We start from the raw sequence: 15375 nt of genomic DNA, 5'->3' as shown, positions 1-15375 counted from the left end.
TGCGTGCTTGTTGTCTTCGAAGGGCAGAACTCCACGCCATGCGTACGATTTTGATGACTCGTCAGCGAATTCCGGCCGCGTTCGCGCTGATCACCGCGGCCACCCTGGCGTTGACCGGCTGCGGCTCCGGCGACCCCGGGGCCTCCGCCGGCGGCGCCGCACCTGCGGGCAGGAGCGACAGGATCCCCACGACCGACGTGGTGAAGAACGTCAGGAAGGACGAGGCGGCGGCGAAGCTGCTGCCCGCCGGTGTCCGGGCGAGCGGCAAGCTGACCGTCGGTGCCTCCATCGGCGGCACCCCGCCCGGCGCCTTCTACCTGGAGGACGGCAGGACCGCCGCCGGCCAGGACATCGACTTCGCCGACGCCGTCGCCAAGGTCCTCGGGCTGAAGCTGAAGCGGGAGGCCGCCGGTTTCGAGGCGATCCTTCCCGCGCTCGGCAGCGGCAAGTACGACCTGGGCACAGGCAACTTCGGCGTCACGGACGAGCGGCGCAGGACGATCGACTTCGTCACGTACATCAATGACGGCCAGGGCTTCGCCGTGCGCGAGGACAGCGGCCTGAAGAAGGTCACGGACCTCAGGCAGCTGTGCGGTCTGAACGTGGCGACCGGCGCGGGCACCACCTTCGAGGCGACCCTGGAGGAGAACAAGCACCTCTGCACGGACGCCGGGAAGAAGGCGTACAGCGTGAAGACGTACGCGGACCAGAGCGCGATCTGGTCGTCCCTCCAGCAGGGCAGGTCCGACGTGGTGATGAGCACCATCAACGGGCTGCGGTACGCCGTCGCCCACCAGGAGGGGCTGAGGTTCCTCAACGAGTACCACCGCCTCGACGTCGGCTTCGCCTTCAAGAAGGGCACGAAACTGGCGCCTGCGTTCCGGGCGGCGGTGAACAAGCTGATCGCCGACGGGACGTACGACAAGATCCTGAAGAAGTGGGGCACGAGCGAGTCCGCAATCGAGAAGTCACAGATCTCACCGCCCGAGATCAAGGACTGACGCCGGGCCCCGGACCCGGACCCGGACCCGGAGCCCGCGGGCCTCAACAGTCACAGCAGGAGCAGCACTCACAGCATTCGCAGATGGAGCACGCCTCGCAGCAGCTGCAGTCGGTCGAACAGCAGTCGCTGCACCAGCCGTCACGCTTCTTCCGGGACCAGGGCCCCTCGAACTCGTCGGCACAGCACACCTTGCAGGTGCAGCAGAGCCCGATCGCCGCGGCGCACCCGGCGAAGAACCCGCGCTTGCCGGGCTTCGGCGGCTGAAAGGACGGCCCCCCACCGAAGCCACCGGGCCCGCCCGGACCACCGGGACCGCCCTGCCCGCCGCCGTACGGATTCTGCGAGCCGTACGGCCCAGAGGACCCGGGTGGCACATACGGGCCCGATCCGGTGGGCACCCAGGGGCCGGGCGCACCCGGGCCCTGCTGCGGGCTGGACGCCGTCGGTGCGTGCGCGCCGTGTGAGGGGCCGGCTCCGTGAGAGGGATCAGCGCCATGGGACGCGTCGGCGCCGTGCGCGCAGCCCGACGTGCCGAAGGCGCGGTCGACCGAGCGGCGCAGTTCGTGGACGAGCAGGAGATGCGCGAGCGCGCCGTCGACGAATTCGGCCTCGCGCAGGGCGAGACGGATGCCGCGCAGCGCGTCGTCGGCGAGGCGGCGCGCCTCGGTGAGGTCCGTGCCCGTCGCCGTGAGCGGGTTCCAGGCATCCGACGCGGCGTCAGCTTCCTTGTCCTCCACGGCGTCCAGGAGGTGTGCGAGCCGCCCGAAAAGCCGGCCTGCCTCGGCGAGCGGCGCCGCGTTGCCGGGGCGTCCCGCGAGGACGGCGGTGTGCGCGAAGGCGGCGGCGGTCGCCGTCTCGGTCGGCTCGGTGACCGAGAGCACCGGGGTTCCGAGGCCGGCGAGCGACTCGATCCCGATCTGGCGCTCCACGGCGTCGACGAGGACGGCCGTATCGAACCCCACGTCAGAACCCGTACGGGATCCGGCCTTTCCCCACTTCGTGGCCACCCGGCGGGCCGCCGCGGCCACCGGCCTGCGGGCCAGGAGGCCGTCGCCGTCGGCGACGTGGTCGCGGACCTTCGCCGAGGCGAGGACCAGTGAGACGGCGGCGGCGAGCCGGGCGCCCTCGCCCTGCGCGACGGAGGCGGTGCGCATCCCGCGCAGTGGACAGGGCCCCGCCGTGCGCCGTCCCCCGGCGGCATGTTCAGCCTGAGCCTCCGTCAGAACCGAGATCAGCAAACCGTCGTAGTTCGTGACAATCCTCGCGAACTGCCCGTGGTCACCGCGAAGCGCCAGGCAGAGTCCGCACAGATGAGCCATCCATTGCGCCTTGAGCCCCTCGCCGAGACGATGACTGCAGGGCCGGACTATTCCGAACAAGACGACTCCCCCGAGGGTCCTGAAGACGTAAGCTGCAGCATCGTATCGAGGGTGCCGTTCACCCGTACGCACCGGTCGTCACCCGTACGCCGCGAAGAATCATATTTCACTCACTGTCAGCAGCCGTACGGGATACGACCCTTGGGATTCAAGGGACAGCGCCGTGTTGACTCTGCACCAGTAGCGTCACGAAAACCCCGCGCGGCGACTATCCACTTGGCGCACCATCCGCATCATGGACGACCATAGGGATGCGAAACGCGGAGGAACCGCTGTGAGAGGAGGCGTCCATGGGATCGGTGCGCAAGGCGAGTGCCTGGCTTGGCCTCGTCGACGACAACGATGACGAGCGTTACTACGACGGCTACGACGACGACAGGGCCGAGGGGGCCGAGCCCCAGACCGGCGCCGCCTGGGTCACGGACCCGCGCGTGAAGGTGGCGGCCGACGCCGCCGAGGAGCAGGGCCGCCGGATCGGCACGGTCACCCCGGACGGATTCCGGGACGCCCGTGGCATCGGCGAGATGTTCCGGGAGGGTGTCCCGGTCATCATCAACCTCACGGCCATGGAGCCCGGGGACGCCAAGCGCGTCGTCGACTTCGCGGCCGGGCTCACGTTCGGGCTGCGAGGTTCCATCGAGCGGGTGGCGAACCGGGTGTTCCTGCTGAGCCCTGCCGACACGCAGGTGGTCAACGGCGAGGCGGAGAGCCGTCCGACGGACGGTTTCTTCAACCAGAGCTGAGCGTCACGGGTGGGTAGGGCCCGGCCCCTCGGCCGGGTCACCGCCCGCGGCAGCCGTCACGCGACAGTGGACTCCACGCCGACCCGCTCGGGACCGCGCTGGGGCCCGATCTTCGCCGTGCCCTCAGCGTCCTGCGGGGCAGCGGCTTCGCACTCCATCCGCTTGGGCAGCCGCAGCGCGGCCACCGCCCCGAGCAGCAGGAACCCGGCGCTGACGAACAGCGTCACGTGCAGTCCGTGGACGAAGGCGACCCGGGCGGCGCTGCGCAGCGCCTCACCGGCCGTGCCGCCGAGCCGCGTCGCGACCTGGTACGCCTCGCCGAGCGAGTTGCCCGCGTGGGCGCTCGCGGATCCGGGCACTCCGGTGACCCGGGCGATCCCGGGTGCGTACGCGGCGTTCATCACCGAGCCGAGCAGGGCGATGCCCATGCCCGCGCCGAGCTGGTAGGAGGTCTCCCCGATCGCGGCGGCGCCGCCCGCGTCCTCCGCCGAGGCCTCGCTGAGCATCGACTCGTAGGCACCGAAGAGGGTGGTCTGCAGGCCGAAGCCGAGAAGGACGAAGCCGAAGATGAGCAGCGACGGCCGGTCGTGCTGTCCCATCGGCGTGAGCATGAGCACCGCGGCCGCGGTGAGGACGAAGCCGGCCGAGACCATGCGGCGCGGTCCGAAGCGGCGCAGCTGGGCCGAGCCGAGGACGCCCGCGGCCATCGCCGCGAAGGTGAGTGGCAGCAGCCGTACACCTGTCTCCAGGGGGCTCAGGCCGAGTACCAGCTGGAGGTACTGGACGGCGATGAGCTCCAGGCCGACCAGGGCGAGCATGGCGAGGACGATGCAGCCGACCGCGGTGGAGAAGGCGGGCCTCGCGAACATCTTCATATCGATGAGCGGGTGCTCGCGGCGCTTCTGCCGCCGCACGAACACGATCAGCACGGCCGCGCCGACGAGGAGGGGACCGACGGCGGACGGGTCGAGCAGGTCGCGGTCGACGCCGAGCCGCTTCACGCCGTAGACGACACCGAGCATTCCGACGGCCGCCATGAAGGCGCCGACCACGTCCCAGGGCCCGTCGGAGCGGCCCTTGGACTCGGGAAGTATGAGACGGCCGAGGGGCAGCATGATGGCCATCAGCGGGATGTTGATCAGGAAGACCGAGCCCCACCAGAAGTGCTCGACCATGAAGCCGCCGAGGACCGGTCCGGTGGCGGCGCCTATCGCGGCGACCGCGGACCAGACACCGATCGCGACGGCCCTCTCGCGCCGGTCGGGGAAGACCGCGCGCAGGATCGACAGGGTCGCGGGCATGATCATCGCGCCGCCGACGCCGAGCAGCGCGCGGGCCAGGATCAGGATGTGCGGTGTCGAGGCGAACACGGCGAGTGCGGAGGCCACGCCGAAGAGGCCGTATCCGAGGAGCAGTACGCGCCTGCGGCCGACACGGTCGCCGAGCGTGCCGAAGAGGATCAGGAGCGCCGCGCAGATCAGCGGATAGGCGTCGACGATCCAGAGCAGCTGGACGGCCGAGGGGCGCAGGTCCTGGGTGACGGCGGGGACGGCGACGTGCAGCACGGTCGCGTCGAGGGCGACGAGCAGCAGGCTGGTGCACAGGACGACGAGGACGACCCAGCGATTGGCGCCTGGCCCTGCGGTCCGCAGGCGAGAGGGCGCGGTGGCCGTGATCGTCCCGGTCATATGCGTACCTCCCAGTGGTCCCTCGCGCTCGGCGGATCCGCGGGGTGGGGACTTCCCCGCGGTTGCGGCCGGAAGGAGCGGACTCCCGTGCCCACGCAACGATTGGCGAGTGAGCCGCCAGAGTACGCGAGTCCATTGCGGTGACACGTGGCGGACCTCTCATGCGCTCGGCCGCGGAGTGTGGCGTACGCCACGCTCTGCTCCCGGACCACGCACCGGGCGTGCGGTCCGGTTGCGCCCGGCGCCGATAATCGACGCCGTGACCGAAGTCGACCTGCAAGAACCGCGGAGCACGCCGGCCCGGGCGGCCGGTGCGCTGCGTCGCGCGGCGCCGGCGCTCCTTGCCTATGCCGGGGTGCGCGCCCTGGGCCTGATCCTGCTCGCCGTGTGGAGCGCGGCCAAGGGGAAGAGCCCGCACACGCTGCTGACCGCCCGCTGGGACTCTCTCTGGTACACCCGCGTCGCCGATTTCGGCTACGGCTGGGAGGTGCGCCTGCCGGACGGCACAGTGCACTCGAACCTCGCGTTCTTCCCGCTGCTGCCGTGGCTGGAGCGGCTGGTGTCGGCGGTGAGCCCTTTGTCGTACGCGGACGCGGGCCTGGTGGTGAGCTGGCTCGCGTCGCTCTGCGCGGCCTGGGGGATCTTCCTCGTGGCCGAGCTCCTGTACGGGCGGCGGGCCGGCGTCTGCGCGGTCGTGCTGTGGGCGGTGCTCCCGGTCGGGATCGTGCAGTCGATGGCGTACAGCGAGTCACTGTTCACGGCGCTCGCGGCCTGGTCGCTGTACGCGGTGCTTACCGGACGGTGGGTGAGCGCGGGGCTGCTCGCCTCGCTCGCGGGTCTGACCCGGCCGGTGGGTGCGGCGGTGGTCGCCGCGCTCTGGGCGACGGCCGTGGTCCAGGTCGTGCGTGAGAAGAGGGTCTCCTGGCGCATGGCCGTCGGCGTGCTGCTCGCTCCCCTGGGCGCCGCCGCGTACGTCTTGTGGGTGGGGCATCGCACGGGGGGCGGCCTCTTCGGCTATCTCGACGTCCAGGGTCAGTGGGGCAACGGCTTCGACGGCGGTCTCGCCTTCGCGCGCTTCGTCGGCGACAAGTTCACGTCGTTCCCCTCGGCGCTCGCGGGGCTCGGCCTGATCGTCGGGGTCGCGCTCGTGATCTGGCTCTACGTGCTGTGCGTACGGCGAGGTCAGCCGCTCGCGCTGCTCGTCTACTGCGGGATCGTCGTCGCGCTCGCGCTGTGCGCGTCGGGTTACTTCGGCTCGAAGCCGCGGCTGCTGCTGCCCGCGTTCCCGCTCCTGTTGCCGGTCGCGGTGGCGCTCGCCCGGCTGCGCACGAGCAGATCGGCGGCGGTGCTCGGGGGCGTGGCCGTGGCGTCGGCGGTGTACGGGGCCTTCTGGCTGAACGGGTCGGGGCCTCCTTGATCGACCCGGCGGACCCGGGGAGGCCCGTCCGATCGCGCCGGGTGATCGGGCGGGAAATTCCAGGGAAGCCGTCGGTGAACGAATTCGGGCGCGCCGAAAAACGAATGCACGAAATGATCAATGTAATTGAAGGCAACGCTCCGGTCGGATAGTGATATCCGCAGGAATAAAGGCCCCGCTGAGAGCAATCCCACATCACATCGTCATCACAAACCGAGTGAATCGGCCGGGTTCGGCACTCACTCGCTGTAGCGTCGATTGGGTGCGTACCGAACGAAACCTCACCCGTCTGGAGCGGCTCTTCGCCCGCCTCGACCGTGAGCCGGAACGACCGGTCAACCTGGATGTGCCCAGGATGAGCCGGCACAGGGTCGTGCTCTTCGGAGCCACCCTGTCCTTCTACCTCGCCATCGTGGTGGCCGTGCTGATCACGTCCTGGCTCGTCACGTTCGACTGGCAGGTCATGTTCTTCCGGCCCTACCAGCAGTGGCCCGAGATCCACGCGTTCCTGGACTACTGGGTCGTGCTCGGCCAGCGTGGGCCGACCGCGGTCATGGTCATGGCCTGGCTCGGCTGGCGCTCCTGGCGTCAGCACACGTTGCGGCCGCTGCTCATGTTCGGTGCCGCGCTGCTGCTCCTGAACATCACCGTGGGCGCCGCCAAGCTCGGCATGGGCCGCCTCGGCCCGCACTACGCGACCACGATCGGCTCGAACGAGATGTGGCAGGGCGGCGATATATTTCCTTCGGGCCACACCGCCAACGCCGTGGTGACCTGGGGAATCCTCGCCTATCTGGCCTCGACGCCGCGCGCCAGGCGCTGGCTGTCGGCCGCCTCCGCCGTGATCTCGCTGAGCGTCGGCCTGACCACCGTGTACCTCGGTACGCACTGGCTGAGCGATGTCTTCCTCGGCTGGGCCGCGGGTCTGCTCATCCTGCTCGCGCTGCCCTGGGTCGAACCGCTGATCACGCAGGTCGAGGCCTGGATCTTCTCGCTGCGCGAGCTGTGGCGCAGCCGCCGTTCCGGCGCGCTCCCGGCGCCCGCCCCGGCCGCCGCCACGCCCACGCTGGTTCCGCAGCGCGCCGCCCCGCCGGCCTCGGAGGAGCCGCCGGTACGCGAACCGGTCGGCACCGCGCGGGCGGTGCGGCCCCCCGGGCTGCTCGCCCCGGGTCCGCACACCGCGCGCTCCGAGCGCACCCCGGTCACCCCGGCCGGCAGCCGCAGGCCGCCGCACGCGGACCGGGTGCCGCGCGGCACCTCGTCGGCCGCCCGCCCGGTCGCCGGCGGCTGACCGGCGTAAGCGCGAGAGCGCCGCAGGCCGCGGGGCCGGTACGCACAGCCTGACCCCCGCAACGCCGAAGGCCCCCGGTTCCCACACGGAACCGGGGGCCTTCGCGTTGTCCCGTCAGCCCTTCCAGCAGCGGGTCACGGTGCCGTCGGACACCTCGAAGTTCAGCCGTCCCGCGCGGTACTCCATGGTGATGATCGCGCCCGGGGGCAGCGACCTGACCGTGGACCAGCCGCGCTCACGGGCCCGCGCCTCGGCGCCCGGCGCATCGAGGCCGACGTACGTGTCGAGAGTGTCCTGGGGGTCTGCGGGAGGGGTCGGAATGGGTGCCATGACCGCCACGTTAGGCGGCCGGGCTGCCTGACACCAGGGCGGGCCGCACGCCGTCACGGGTCCCCCTCCGGTCACGCTTCTGTCACAGGTCCACGACACGCGTTTCACTCGAACTCCGTCACACGTACGAGCGATTCAATGCTCCTTCTGCACTTGTTCTGCGCGCGCCACGGCATAATTCCGCGACTTCGCCGAAAGCGCCCGGATAACGTGCCCGGAAATAGCGCCACGACAGCGTCCGGGCCCCGCCCAATTCTGATTCCCGGGCGCTCTTCATCAGTTGACGCCCCATCGGAATTGCATGAACGCGACACAGAGCTCCCGTAGGCCCCCTGTCGGAGTCGGTGGGGAAGCGAGCATCATGGCGTGTGCTCGAGGCAGGCCCGGGGCGCGAGAAGCGAGGGGGCAAGCGATGGGTACGACGGACGTGCAGCCCGTGCAGCCGGCACCAGGAGCGGCGCGGACGAAGACGCCGGGCCGGATCGTCGTGGAGTGGCTGACCACCACGGACCACAAGAAGATCGGCCACCTCTACCTGATCACGTCGTTCGCGTTCTTCCTCGCCGGCGGCGTCATGGCGCTCCTGATGCGGGCGGAGCTCGCGCGGCCCGGGCTTCAGATGCTGTCCAACGAGCAGTACAACCAGCTCTTCACGATGCACGGCACGATCATGCTGCTGCTCTTCGCGACCCCGACTTTCGCGGGCTTCGCCAACGAGATCATGCCGCTGCAGATCGGTGCCCCCGACGTGGCGTTCCCCCGGCTCAACATGTTCTCGTACTGGCTGTTCCTGTTCGGCGGGCTGATCGTGATCGGCTCGCTGATGGTGCCCGGCGGGGCCGCGGACTTCGGCTGGTTCGCGTACGCCCCGCTCAACAGCCTGACGCGCTCACCGGGCATCGGCGCCGACATGTGGATCATGGGTCTGGCGCTCGCGGGCTTCGGCACGATCCTCGGCGCGGTGAACTTCCTGACGACCATCATCGGGATGCGGGCGCCCGGCATGACGATGTTCCGGATGCCGATCTTCACGTGGAACACGCTGTTCACGTCGATCCTCGTGCTGATGGCCTTCCCCGTGCTCGCCGCGGCGCTGCTCGTCCTGGAGGCGGACCGGCGCTTCGGGGCCGTGGTCTTCGAGGCCCAGTTCGGGGGTGCGCTGCTGTGGCAGCACCTCTTCTGGTTCTTCGGCCATCCGGAGGTCTACATCATCGCGCTGCCGTTCTTCGGCATCGTCTCCGAGATCCTCCCGGTCTTCAGCCGCAAGCCGATCTGGGGCTACTCGATGCTGGTCGGCGCCACGATGGCCATCACCGGGCTGTCGATCGTCGTGTGGGCGCACCACATGTTCGTGACGGGCGGGGTGCTGCTGCCGTTCTTCTCGTTCATGACGTTCCTGATCGCGGTGCCCACGGGCGTGAAGTTCTTCAACTGGATCGGGACGATGATCAAGGGATCCCTGTCCTTCGAGACCCCGATGCTGTGGTCCGTCGGCTTCCTGGTGACGTTCCTGTTCGGCGGCCTGACCGGCGTCATCCTCGCCGTGCCGCCGCTGGACTTCCATGTGACGGACTCGTACTTCGTGGTCGCGCACTTCCACTACGTCGTGTTCGGCACGGTCGTCTTCGCGACGTTCGGCGGCTTCTACTTCTGGTGGCCGAAGTTCACCGGGAAGATGCTCGACGAGCGGCTCGGGAAGATCCAGTTCTGGACACTGTTCGTCGGGTTCCACACCACGTTCCTGGTGCAGCACTGGCTCGGCGCCGAGGGCATGCCGCGGCGGTACGCGGACTATCTGGCGGTCGACGGGTTCACGGCGCTCAACACCCTGTCGACCATCGGCTCGTTCCTGCTCGGCTTCTCCACGCTGCCGTTCCTCTACAACGTCTGGAAGACGGCCAGGTACGGCCAGAAGGTCGACGTGGACGACCCGTGGGGCTACGGGCGTTCGCTGGAGTGGGCGACACCGTGTCCGGCGCCGCGGCACAACTTCCTCACGCTGCCCCGGATCCGCTCCGAGTCCCCGGCCTTCGACCTGCACCATCCGGCGTTCGCTTCGGCCCGTCCGCTGAGCCGGCCCGTTCCAGTGCCCGGGACAGACGGTCCCGAGCCGTCCTGATCGCGTCCGTGAGCCCATCGGGTTCGAGCACCTCGAACTCGAAGCCCATCAGGACCACGTGGATCACCATCACGTCGAGGCTCGCCGCCCCGGCGCGCAGCACACAGCTGTCGTCGCCGTCGGCCTCGAGCGTGCCCGCCGACGGGCTGATCCGCTGCCTCGCCTCCTCCAGGGGCACCAGGAGCCGGATCGTCGCGCCGGTGGCGTACGGGCCCTGCGAGACGCCCTTCGAGACATACGCGGCGAGGTCGTGGTCGTCGGCCGGTGGTGTGCGCGGGGCGAAGCGCGGTCCGTGCGGCGGCTTCGGCGTGATGCGGTCGACGCGGAACGTGCGCCAGTCCTCGCGGTCGGCGTCCCAGGCGACCAGGTACCAGCGGCGCTCGCTGCACACCAGGCGGTGCGGCTCGACGGTGCGGCGCGTGACGGCGCCGCCGTGGTCCTCGTAGGCGAAGCGCAGCCGCTCCGAGTCCCGGCAGGCGGTGGCGAGTTCGGTGAGGACGGACGGGTCGACGTCGGAGGGGCCCGGGCCGCGGAGCATCGGCACGGTGAACGCGTTGAGGGCGGAGACGCGGCGGCGCAGCCGGCTGGGGAGGACCTGTTCGAGCTTGGACAGGGCCCCTACGGACGCCTCGCCGATGCCCTCGATGCCCTGGCCGGCCGAGGTGCGCAGGCCGACGGCGACCGCGACGGCCTCGTCGTCGTCGAGGAGCAGCGGCGGCAGCTCGGCCCCGGCGCCCATCCGGTAGCCGCCGCCCGTGCCGGGGCTCGCGTCGACGGGGTAGCCGAGCCCGCGCAGCCGGTCGACGTCGCGGCGGACGGTGCGCGGCGTGACACCGAGCCGGTCCGCGAGGTCGGCGCCCGACCACTCGCGGTGGGCCTGCAGCAGCGACAGCAGCCGCAGGAGTCGGGCCGAGGTCTCCAGCATGGGCCCGAGTCTGCCAGCCCTTGCGGACAGCCTGGGTCCGCAAGGGCGCCGCGCGCGGACTACTCGGCGGCGGCCGTGGTCACGAGGACCGCCAGGTCGTTGTCGCTCGTGTAGTACGGCTCGACCTCGATCCGGCCGCGCTCGGTGTCGAGACGCGCGGTCGGGTAGGTGAAGATCGGCTTCTTGTCGGCGACGTCGTCCAGGAGCCGGGCGACGCGTACCGCGAGTCCGTCCTCGCCCTCCGGGCGCACCCACAGGTCCCAGCGTCCCGCGTCCAGCTCCTCGTACCCGACGCGGAAGGTGAACTCTTCGCCGCGCGGCGTCAGTTCGGTGCGCAGGGCGGGCCCGCCGTCCTTGCGTGAACGTATCTCCGCGTACGCCTTGGGGGTGATCGCGGTGCCGTAGACGCGGCCGCGGACCGTCATCTCGCCGTCCGCGATGAGCAGTTCGCCCGCCTCGGCGTGCGGGGCGCGCAACCAGCTGCGCACGGTGAGGTTGCCGTGCTTGGTCGCGTAGGGGATGCGGACGGCGACGAAGCCGCGGGAGCCGCTGGGCACTCGGTCGACGAGGGACCGCAGGTCGTTGAGGCCGGGGGCCAGGCGCTGCGGCTCCTCGCCGGCCACCTGCGCGAAGACGTCCCAGCGCCCCTCGGGCAGCCGGACGCTGCTGGGCAGCGCCGCCCGCAGGCTGCCGTCGCCCGCCGGGGTCAGCGGCAGGCGCACGTCCTCGCCGCTGTCCCGGTCGGTGAGGACCAGATGGGCCGGGTCGGGCCCGCCGTGGTCGGTGACGTCGAAGGTGAGACCGCCCGCCGAGTCGGCGATGCAGTCGGCGCGGGGCGCCGTGGCCCCGTCGGATGGCTCGGACGAAGCGGCCGAGGCCGAGGCCGAGAAGTCTGCCGAAGCTGTCGGCGGCGTCATGCCGTGCGCCCCTTTCTCTGTGACGTTCCCTGGGCCGTGAACGCGGAGCGTCCCGCGTCCCGCACCGCGTACGCGCCCCCGAGCAGCGCGCCGCGGGTGCGGTGCAGAAGGCCTCCACCGCGGCGGGCCGTCAGCGAGCCGAACAGCGATTCGTAGCGCTCGGCGATGTGCGCCGGGTCGAACCGCTCGGAGTCCTTGAGCGCGGCGCTCGCCATCCGGGCGCGCAGCGCGTCGTTGTTGATCAGTTCGAGGAGACCGCCGGAGATCGCCTCGACGTTGCCCACCTCGACCAGGCGCCCGTCGACACCGTTGTCGATGATTTCGCCGGGGCCGTGCGGACAGTCGGTGGCGACCACCGGGAGGCCGCAGCGCATCGCCTCGACGATGGTCATGCCGAACGACTCCAGGCTGGAGGTGACGGCGGCGATGGAACCTTTCGCCCACTCCGGTTCGATGGGGTGGGCGGGGCCCATGAGGAACACGTGGTTGTACAGACCGAGGTCGTCGATCAGGGCGCGGAGCTTGTCCTTCTGCTTGCCGCTGCCGTAGATCCGCAGGCGCCAGTCGGGCCGCTCGGCGCGGACCCGGTCGAAGGCCCTGACCAGCAGGTCGTACCGCTTCACCGGCGCGAGCCGGCCGGCCGCGACGACCCACTTGCCCGAGCCGTCCGCGGGTTCGACGCCCGGCGCGGGCACGGGGTTCGGCACGGCCTCGATGCGTACGCCGGGCAGCCGCATCTTCGCGCGGTACGCCCGGGCGTCGGCCTCCGTGGTCGTGGTGAGCGCGTCGAGCCGCGGGTAGACCGCGCGCAACTGCCTGCGCAGCGCGGTCGGGTGGCTGTCGAGCGTGAGGTGTTCCTGGCCGACGCGCAGGGGGCCCCGCCGGGTCTGGCGGGCCAGGTGCACATTGAGTCCCGGGCGGGTGCCGACGACGACATCGGCGTCGATCGCGCGCAAGTGCTCGGCGATCCGGCGGTCGGTGAGCGCGTTGTACTGGTCGTAGCGGCCCTCGGCGCGCGGGAACGTCGTGGCGGGGGTGCGGTATTCGGGGCTGTCGCCCTCGTAGCCCGGGGTGCCCTTGCGGATGTCGACGAGGTGGCGGACCCGGACCCTCGGGTCGGGCCTGAAGACCGGCTCGTCACGGTGGCGCAGGACGGAGACCACCTCGACGTCGTGCTGTTCGGCAAGCGTGTTCGCGAGGTTGTACGTCGTCCGAATCGTCCCTCCGATTCCGTACGCATTGTGAATCAGGAAAGAAATCTGCATGCGTCCCCGTATTCCACTGTTCCTCGCGGACAGTCCGTCTCGTCCGCCTACCGCGTGGTTAGACAGGGATGCGGGGGCAGAGGTTGGGCTTCATCACCATCTTGTTCCAGAACGGATGCGTGATTGAGAGACGATTTGTGGAACCTTTTGACGCTTTCCGACATCAAGGCAGGTAGGAGGGCTGAGATACCAAGAAGCAGTTCGTGGTGACGTCACCCTCTTGAGTGACCCACCCGAACTGCGGCGCGGCGCCGCCGTGTTCGCCGGCGGGGCCGCCGAAGTCAGCTGAGGCTCTTGGCCGATGCCTTCGGGATGAGCAGCACGGTGCCGCTGTTGAGGCGGTCGGGACGGTTGCCGACCATCTGGTCGTTGGCCTCGTAGAGCGCCTGCCAGCCGCCCTTGACCCCGTAGCGCGCGGCGATCGAGCTGAGGGTCTCGCCCTGCTCGACCACATGGACGCGACCGTCGAGCTCGAGGACCTTGGAGCAGACGGGCCAGGCACGCCAGCCCTGGGCGCCCAGCACCTTCTCGGCGACCGCGATCTGCTCGGCGCGCGTCGCGAGGTCCGCGCGCGGGGCGTACCTGAGGCCGCCGTGCTCCTCCCAGGTGGACTGCAAGAACTGCAGCCCTCCGTAGTAGCCGTTGCCGCTGTTGATGTGCCAGCGCCCGGTGCTCTCGCATTCGGCCAGGCAGCCCCACGGCCACTGGTCCTTGACGCACTCGGACACATCGAGGTTCAGATGCCCGGGGCCGGGATCCAGTGACGGCGAGGCGGCGGCCGCGGGGGCGAGCAGGGCGGTGAACAGGGCCGGCAGAGCCGCGAGAAGGAAGCGGCGTGCGGGGCGCTTGCGGATCACGGGCATGGGGCGCATCGCGTCACGCTAGGCAGACGAGCACACGCCTCCGCCGAGCCGCGCCCTGCGCCGGACCCGGCCCCACCCGGTCGGCCGCCACCCGGACCGCGGAAGACGCATATGCGCCAACGACTGTTTTCAGCCACCTGCTTCATTGCACGATTTCAGGATTTGTCGACCTGTGGGCATGACGACCTGGAACCCGCCTCCCTGCATCAACCCCCTTACACCCAAAGGGAGTTGATGTGGAGCGATTGATTCCGACCACCGGTTCGCGCCGCGCGGTGGATGGGTCGATTCCGTCCCCTTCCGGGCGTGACCCCCGGCACAGATCATCCGTTGTCTTCTTTATGAGCCGGGGCCGCCCGGCCGCATTCGACGCAGCAACACACCGAATCCGAGGAGCCACCCGTGCCGCGCATGCTCGACGTCAGCGACGACGTACGCGCCGAGATCGGCGACGCAGAAGCCGACCGGCTGCTCGCCGGAGAGAACGCCCCGGGCACGTACGACTGCACGTCCTGCCGTACTCCGGGCGATTCGGAACAGGAGCGCACCAGCACCGTCCTGTTCATCGGCGACGAGACCGCCGTCCTCGCCTTCGCCCACTCCACCTGCCTGCCCTCGCAGGTCGTCCAGGTGTCCGAGGAGCAGTTGCAGGGAGCCGTACGTTCCATCACCGGCGACGGCGGCGCACCCGCCGCGGCGTCCCCCGTCCCGTCCCCCGCGGCGCAGCCCATTCCCGGGCAGGCCGCCCCGCAGCCGCAGCAGGCCGTGCTCGGCGTGACCAGCGGGCTCGTCCTGATCGCAGGTGAGCTGCACCCCGCGCTCGTCGTCGAGCCGACCGGGCCGATCGCCCGCCCCGGCGCGACGAGCGGCATGGACGAGTTCCTGACCCTCCTCGTGGAGCAGGGCTTCACGCCGACCGCCCAGGTCGGCCAGGTGCCGCCGGTGCTGCACGGCTGGTCCGTGCTGCTCGCCATGGGCCAGCTGCACGCCGTACTGCAGCCCGGCACCGCCGGTCTGGGTCAGGTCGCGTGGTGGCAGGCGCACCAGCCGCTGCACGTCACCGACAGCTGGCGCGCCGCGGCGAACAAGACGAACTCCGTCCTCGTCTTCGCCGCCCCGTCCGGCACGATCGGCCGCCAGCCCCGCGAGGACCTGCTTCGCGACGCCCTCGACAAGGCCGCGGTGAACGGGCTGCTCGTCGGTGCGACGATGCCGCTGGCCGGTACGTGACGCTCCGTCACGAGCCGAGGTGACCGTGGGCCGGGCGTGTGCCCGGCCCACGGTCGTACCCGGCCCCCGGACGCCGTTCCGTGCACCTCCGCGTGCGCCGCTCGCACCCCCCTCGGCCTGCGAAAGCGCAGCAGGGGCCGCATCCGTGAGGGTGTGCGGGTCGTTGGCACCTACGTGCACGCATACGACCTCCCTCGCCGCCCGC

General features: G+C 70.6%; 12 protein-coding genes and 1 pseudogene. 6 read left to right on the top strand and 7 right to left on the bottom strand.

Annotation, left to right across the window (positions count from 1 at the left end; translation table 11 throughout):
- Positions 1–53 precede the first annotated feature (53 nt).
- A complete protein-coding gene (locus tag OG574_RS35150) occupies positions 54–1001 on the top strand; it encodes an ABC transporter substrate-binding protein (protein ID WP_326776483.1) in 948 nt (315 codons plus the stop codon).
- Positions 1002–1044: 43 nt separating this feature from the next.
- Here the strand turns inward: OG574_RS35150 and OG574_RS35145 are convergent, their stop codons facing one another.
- A complete protein-coding gene (locus tag OG574_RS35145; protein ID WP_326776482.1) occupies positions 1045–2382 on the bottom strand; it encodes a DUF5685 family protein in 1338 nt (445 codons plus the stop codon).
- A 290-nt stretch (positions 2383–2672) separates the two neighbouring features.
- Between OG574_RS35145 and OG574_RS35140 the strand changes: the two genes are divergently transcribed.
- Entirely contained in the window at positions 2673–3125 is a 453-nt protein-coding gene (locus OG574_RS35140; RefSeq protein ID WP_100598990.1) for a cell division protein SepF, read from the top strand.
- Between the two features lie 56 nt (positions 3126–3181).
- Here OG574_RS35140 and OG574_RS35135 read toward each other — a convergent pair whose 3' ends face one another.
- Positions 3182–4813, bottom strand: a complete 1632-nt coding sequence (locus OG574_RS35135; RefSeq protein ID WP_326776481.1) for an MFS transporter — start codon at positions 4811–4813, stop codon at positions 3182–3184.
- 259 nt (positions 4814–5072) lie between these two features.
- On the opposite strand from OG574_RS35135, the gene OG574_RS35130 reads away from it, so the two are divergent.
- Both OG574_RS35130 and OG574_RS35125 read left to right on the top strand, forming a co-directional pair.
- Positions 5073–6230 (top strand): hypothetical protein, encoded by a 1158-nt coding sequence (locus tag OG574_RS35130; RefSeq protein ID WP_326776480.1) that lies wholly within the window; start codon positions 5073–5075, stop codon positions 6228–6230.
- A 262-nt stretch (positions 6231–6492) separates the two neighbouring features.
- Positions 6493–7521 carry a phosphatase PAP2 family protein gene (locus OG574_RS35125; RefSeq protein WP_100598993.1) on the top strand — a complete coding sequence of 343 codons (1029 nt, stop codon included), beginning with the start codon at positions 6493–6495 and terminating at the stop codon, positions 7519–7521.
- Positions 7522–7635: 114 nt separating this feature from the next.
- Here OG574_RS35125 and OG574_RS35120 read toward each other — a convergent pair whose 3' ends face one another.
- Entirely contained in the window at positions 7636–7851 is a 216-nt protein-coding gene (locus tag OG574_RS35120) for an I78 family peptidase inhibitor (protein ID WP_100598994.1), read from the bottom strand.
- A 301-nt stretch (positions 7852–8152) separates the two neighbouring features.
- Between OG574_RS35120 and ctaD the strand changes: the two are divergent.
- Positions 8153–9844: pseudogene (gene ctaD, locus OG574_RS35115) on the top strand (aa3-type cytochrome oxidase subunit I); the annotation flags it as partial.
- Position 9845: 1 nt separating this feature from the next.
- On the opposite strand, the gene OG574_RS35110 reads toward ctaD, so the two are convergent.
- From OG574_RS35110 to OG574_RS35095, 4 genes are all read right to left on the bottom strand, one after another.
- On the bottom strand, positions 9846–10895 hold the full coding sequence (locus tag OG574_RS35110; protein WP_326776479.1) for a helix-turn-helix transcriptional regulator: 1050 nt from the start codon (positions 10893–10895) through the stop codon (positions 9846–9848).
- Between the two features lie 59 nt (positions 10896–10954).
- A complete protein-coding gene (locus tag OG574_RS35105; protein ID WP_326776478.1) occupies positions 10955–11812 on the bottom strand; it encodes a hypothetical protein in 858 nt (285 codons plus the stop codon).
- On the bottom strand, positions 11809–13077 hold the full coding sequence (locus OG574_RS35100) for a glycosyltransferase family 4 protein (RefSeq protein ID WP_326776477.1): 1269 nt from the start codon (positions 13075–13077) through the stop codon (positions 11809–11811). Before OG574_RS35100 ends, OG574_RS35105 begins: the two co-directional genes overlap by 4 nt.
- A 281-nt stretch (positions 13078–13358) precedes the next feature.
- Entirely contained in the window at positions 13359–13949 is a 591-nt protein-coding gene (locus OG574_RS35095) for a transglycosylase family protein (protein ID WP_326776476.1), read from the bottom strand.
- 393 nt (positions 13950–14342) lie between these two features.
- On the opposite strand from OG574_RS35095, the gene OG574_RS35090 reads away from it, so the two are divergent.
- On the top strand, positions 14343–15170 hold the full coding sequence (locus OG574_RS35090) for a hypothetical protein (protein ID WP_326776475.1): 828 nt from the start codon (positions 14343–14345) through the stop codon (positions 15168–15170).
- Positions 15171–15375 lie beyond the last annotated feature (205 nt).

It is taken from the genome of Streptomyces sp. NBC_01445, assembly GCF_035918235.1.
In the GTDB taxonomy this organism is placed as follows: Bacteria; Actinomycetota; Actinomycetes; order Streptomycetales; family Streptomycetaceae; genus Streptomyces.
Note: the sequence above shows the minus strand (reverse complement) of the source record. Positions and strands in the feature narration are given on the sequence as shown.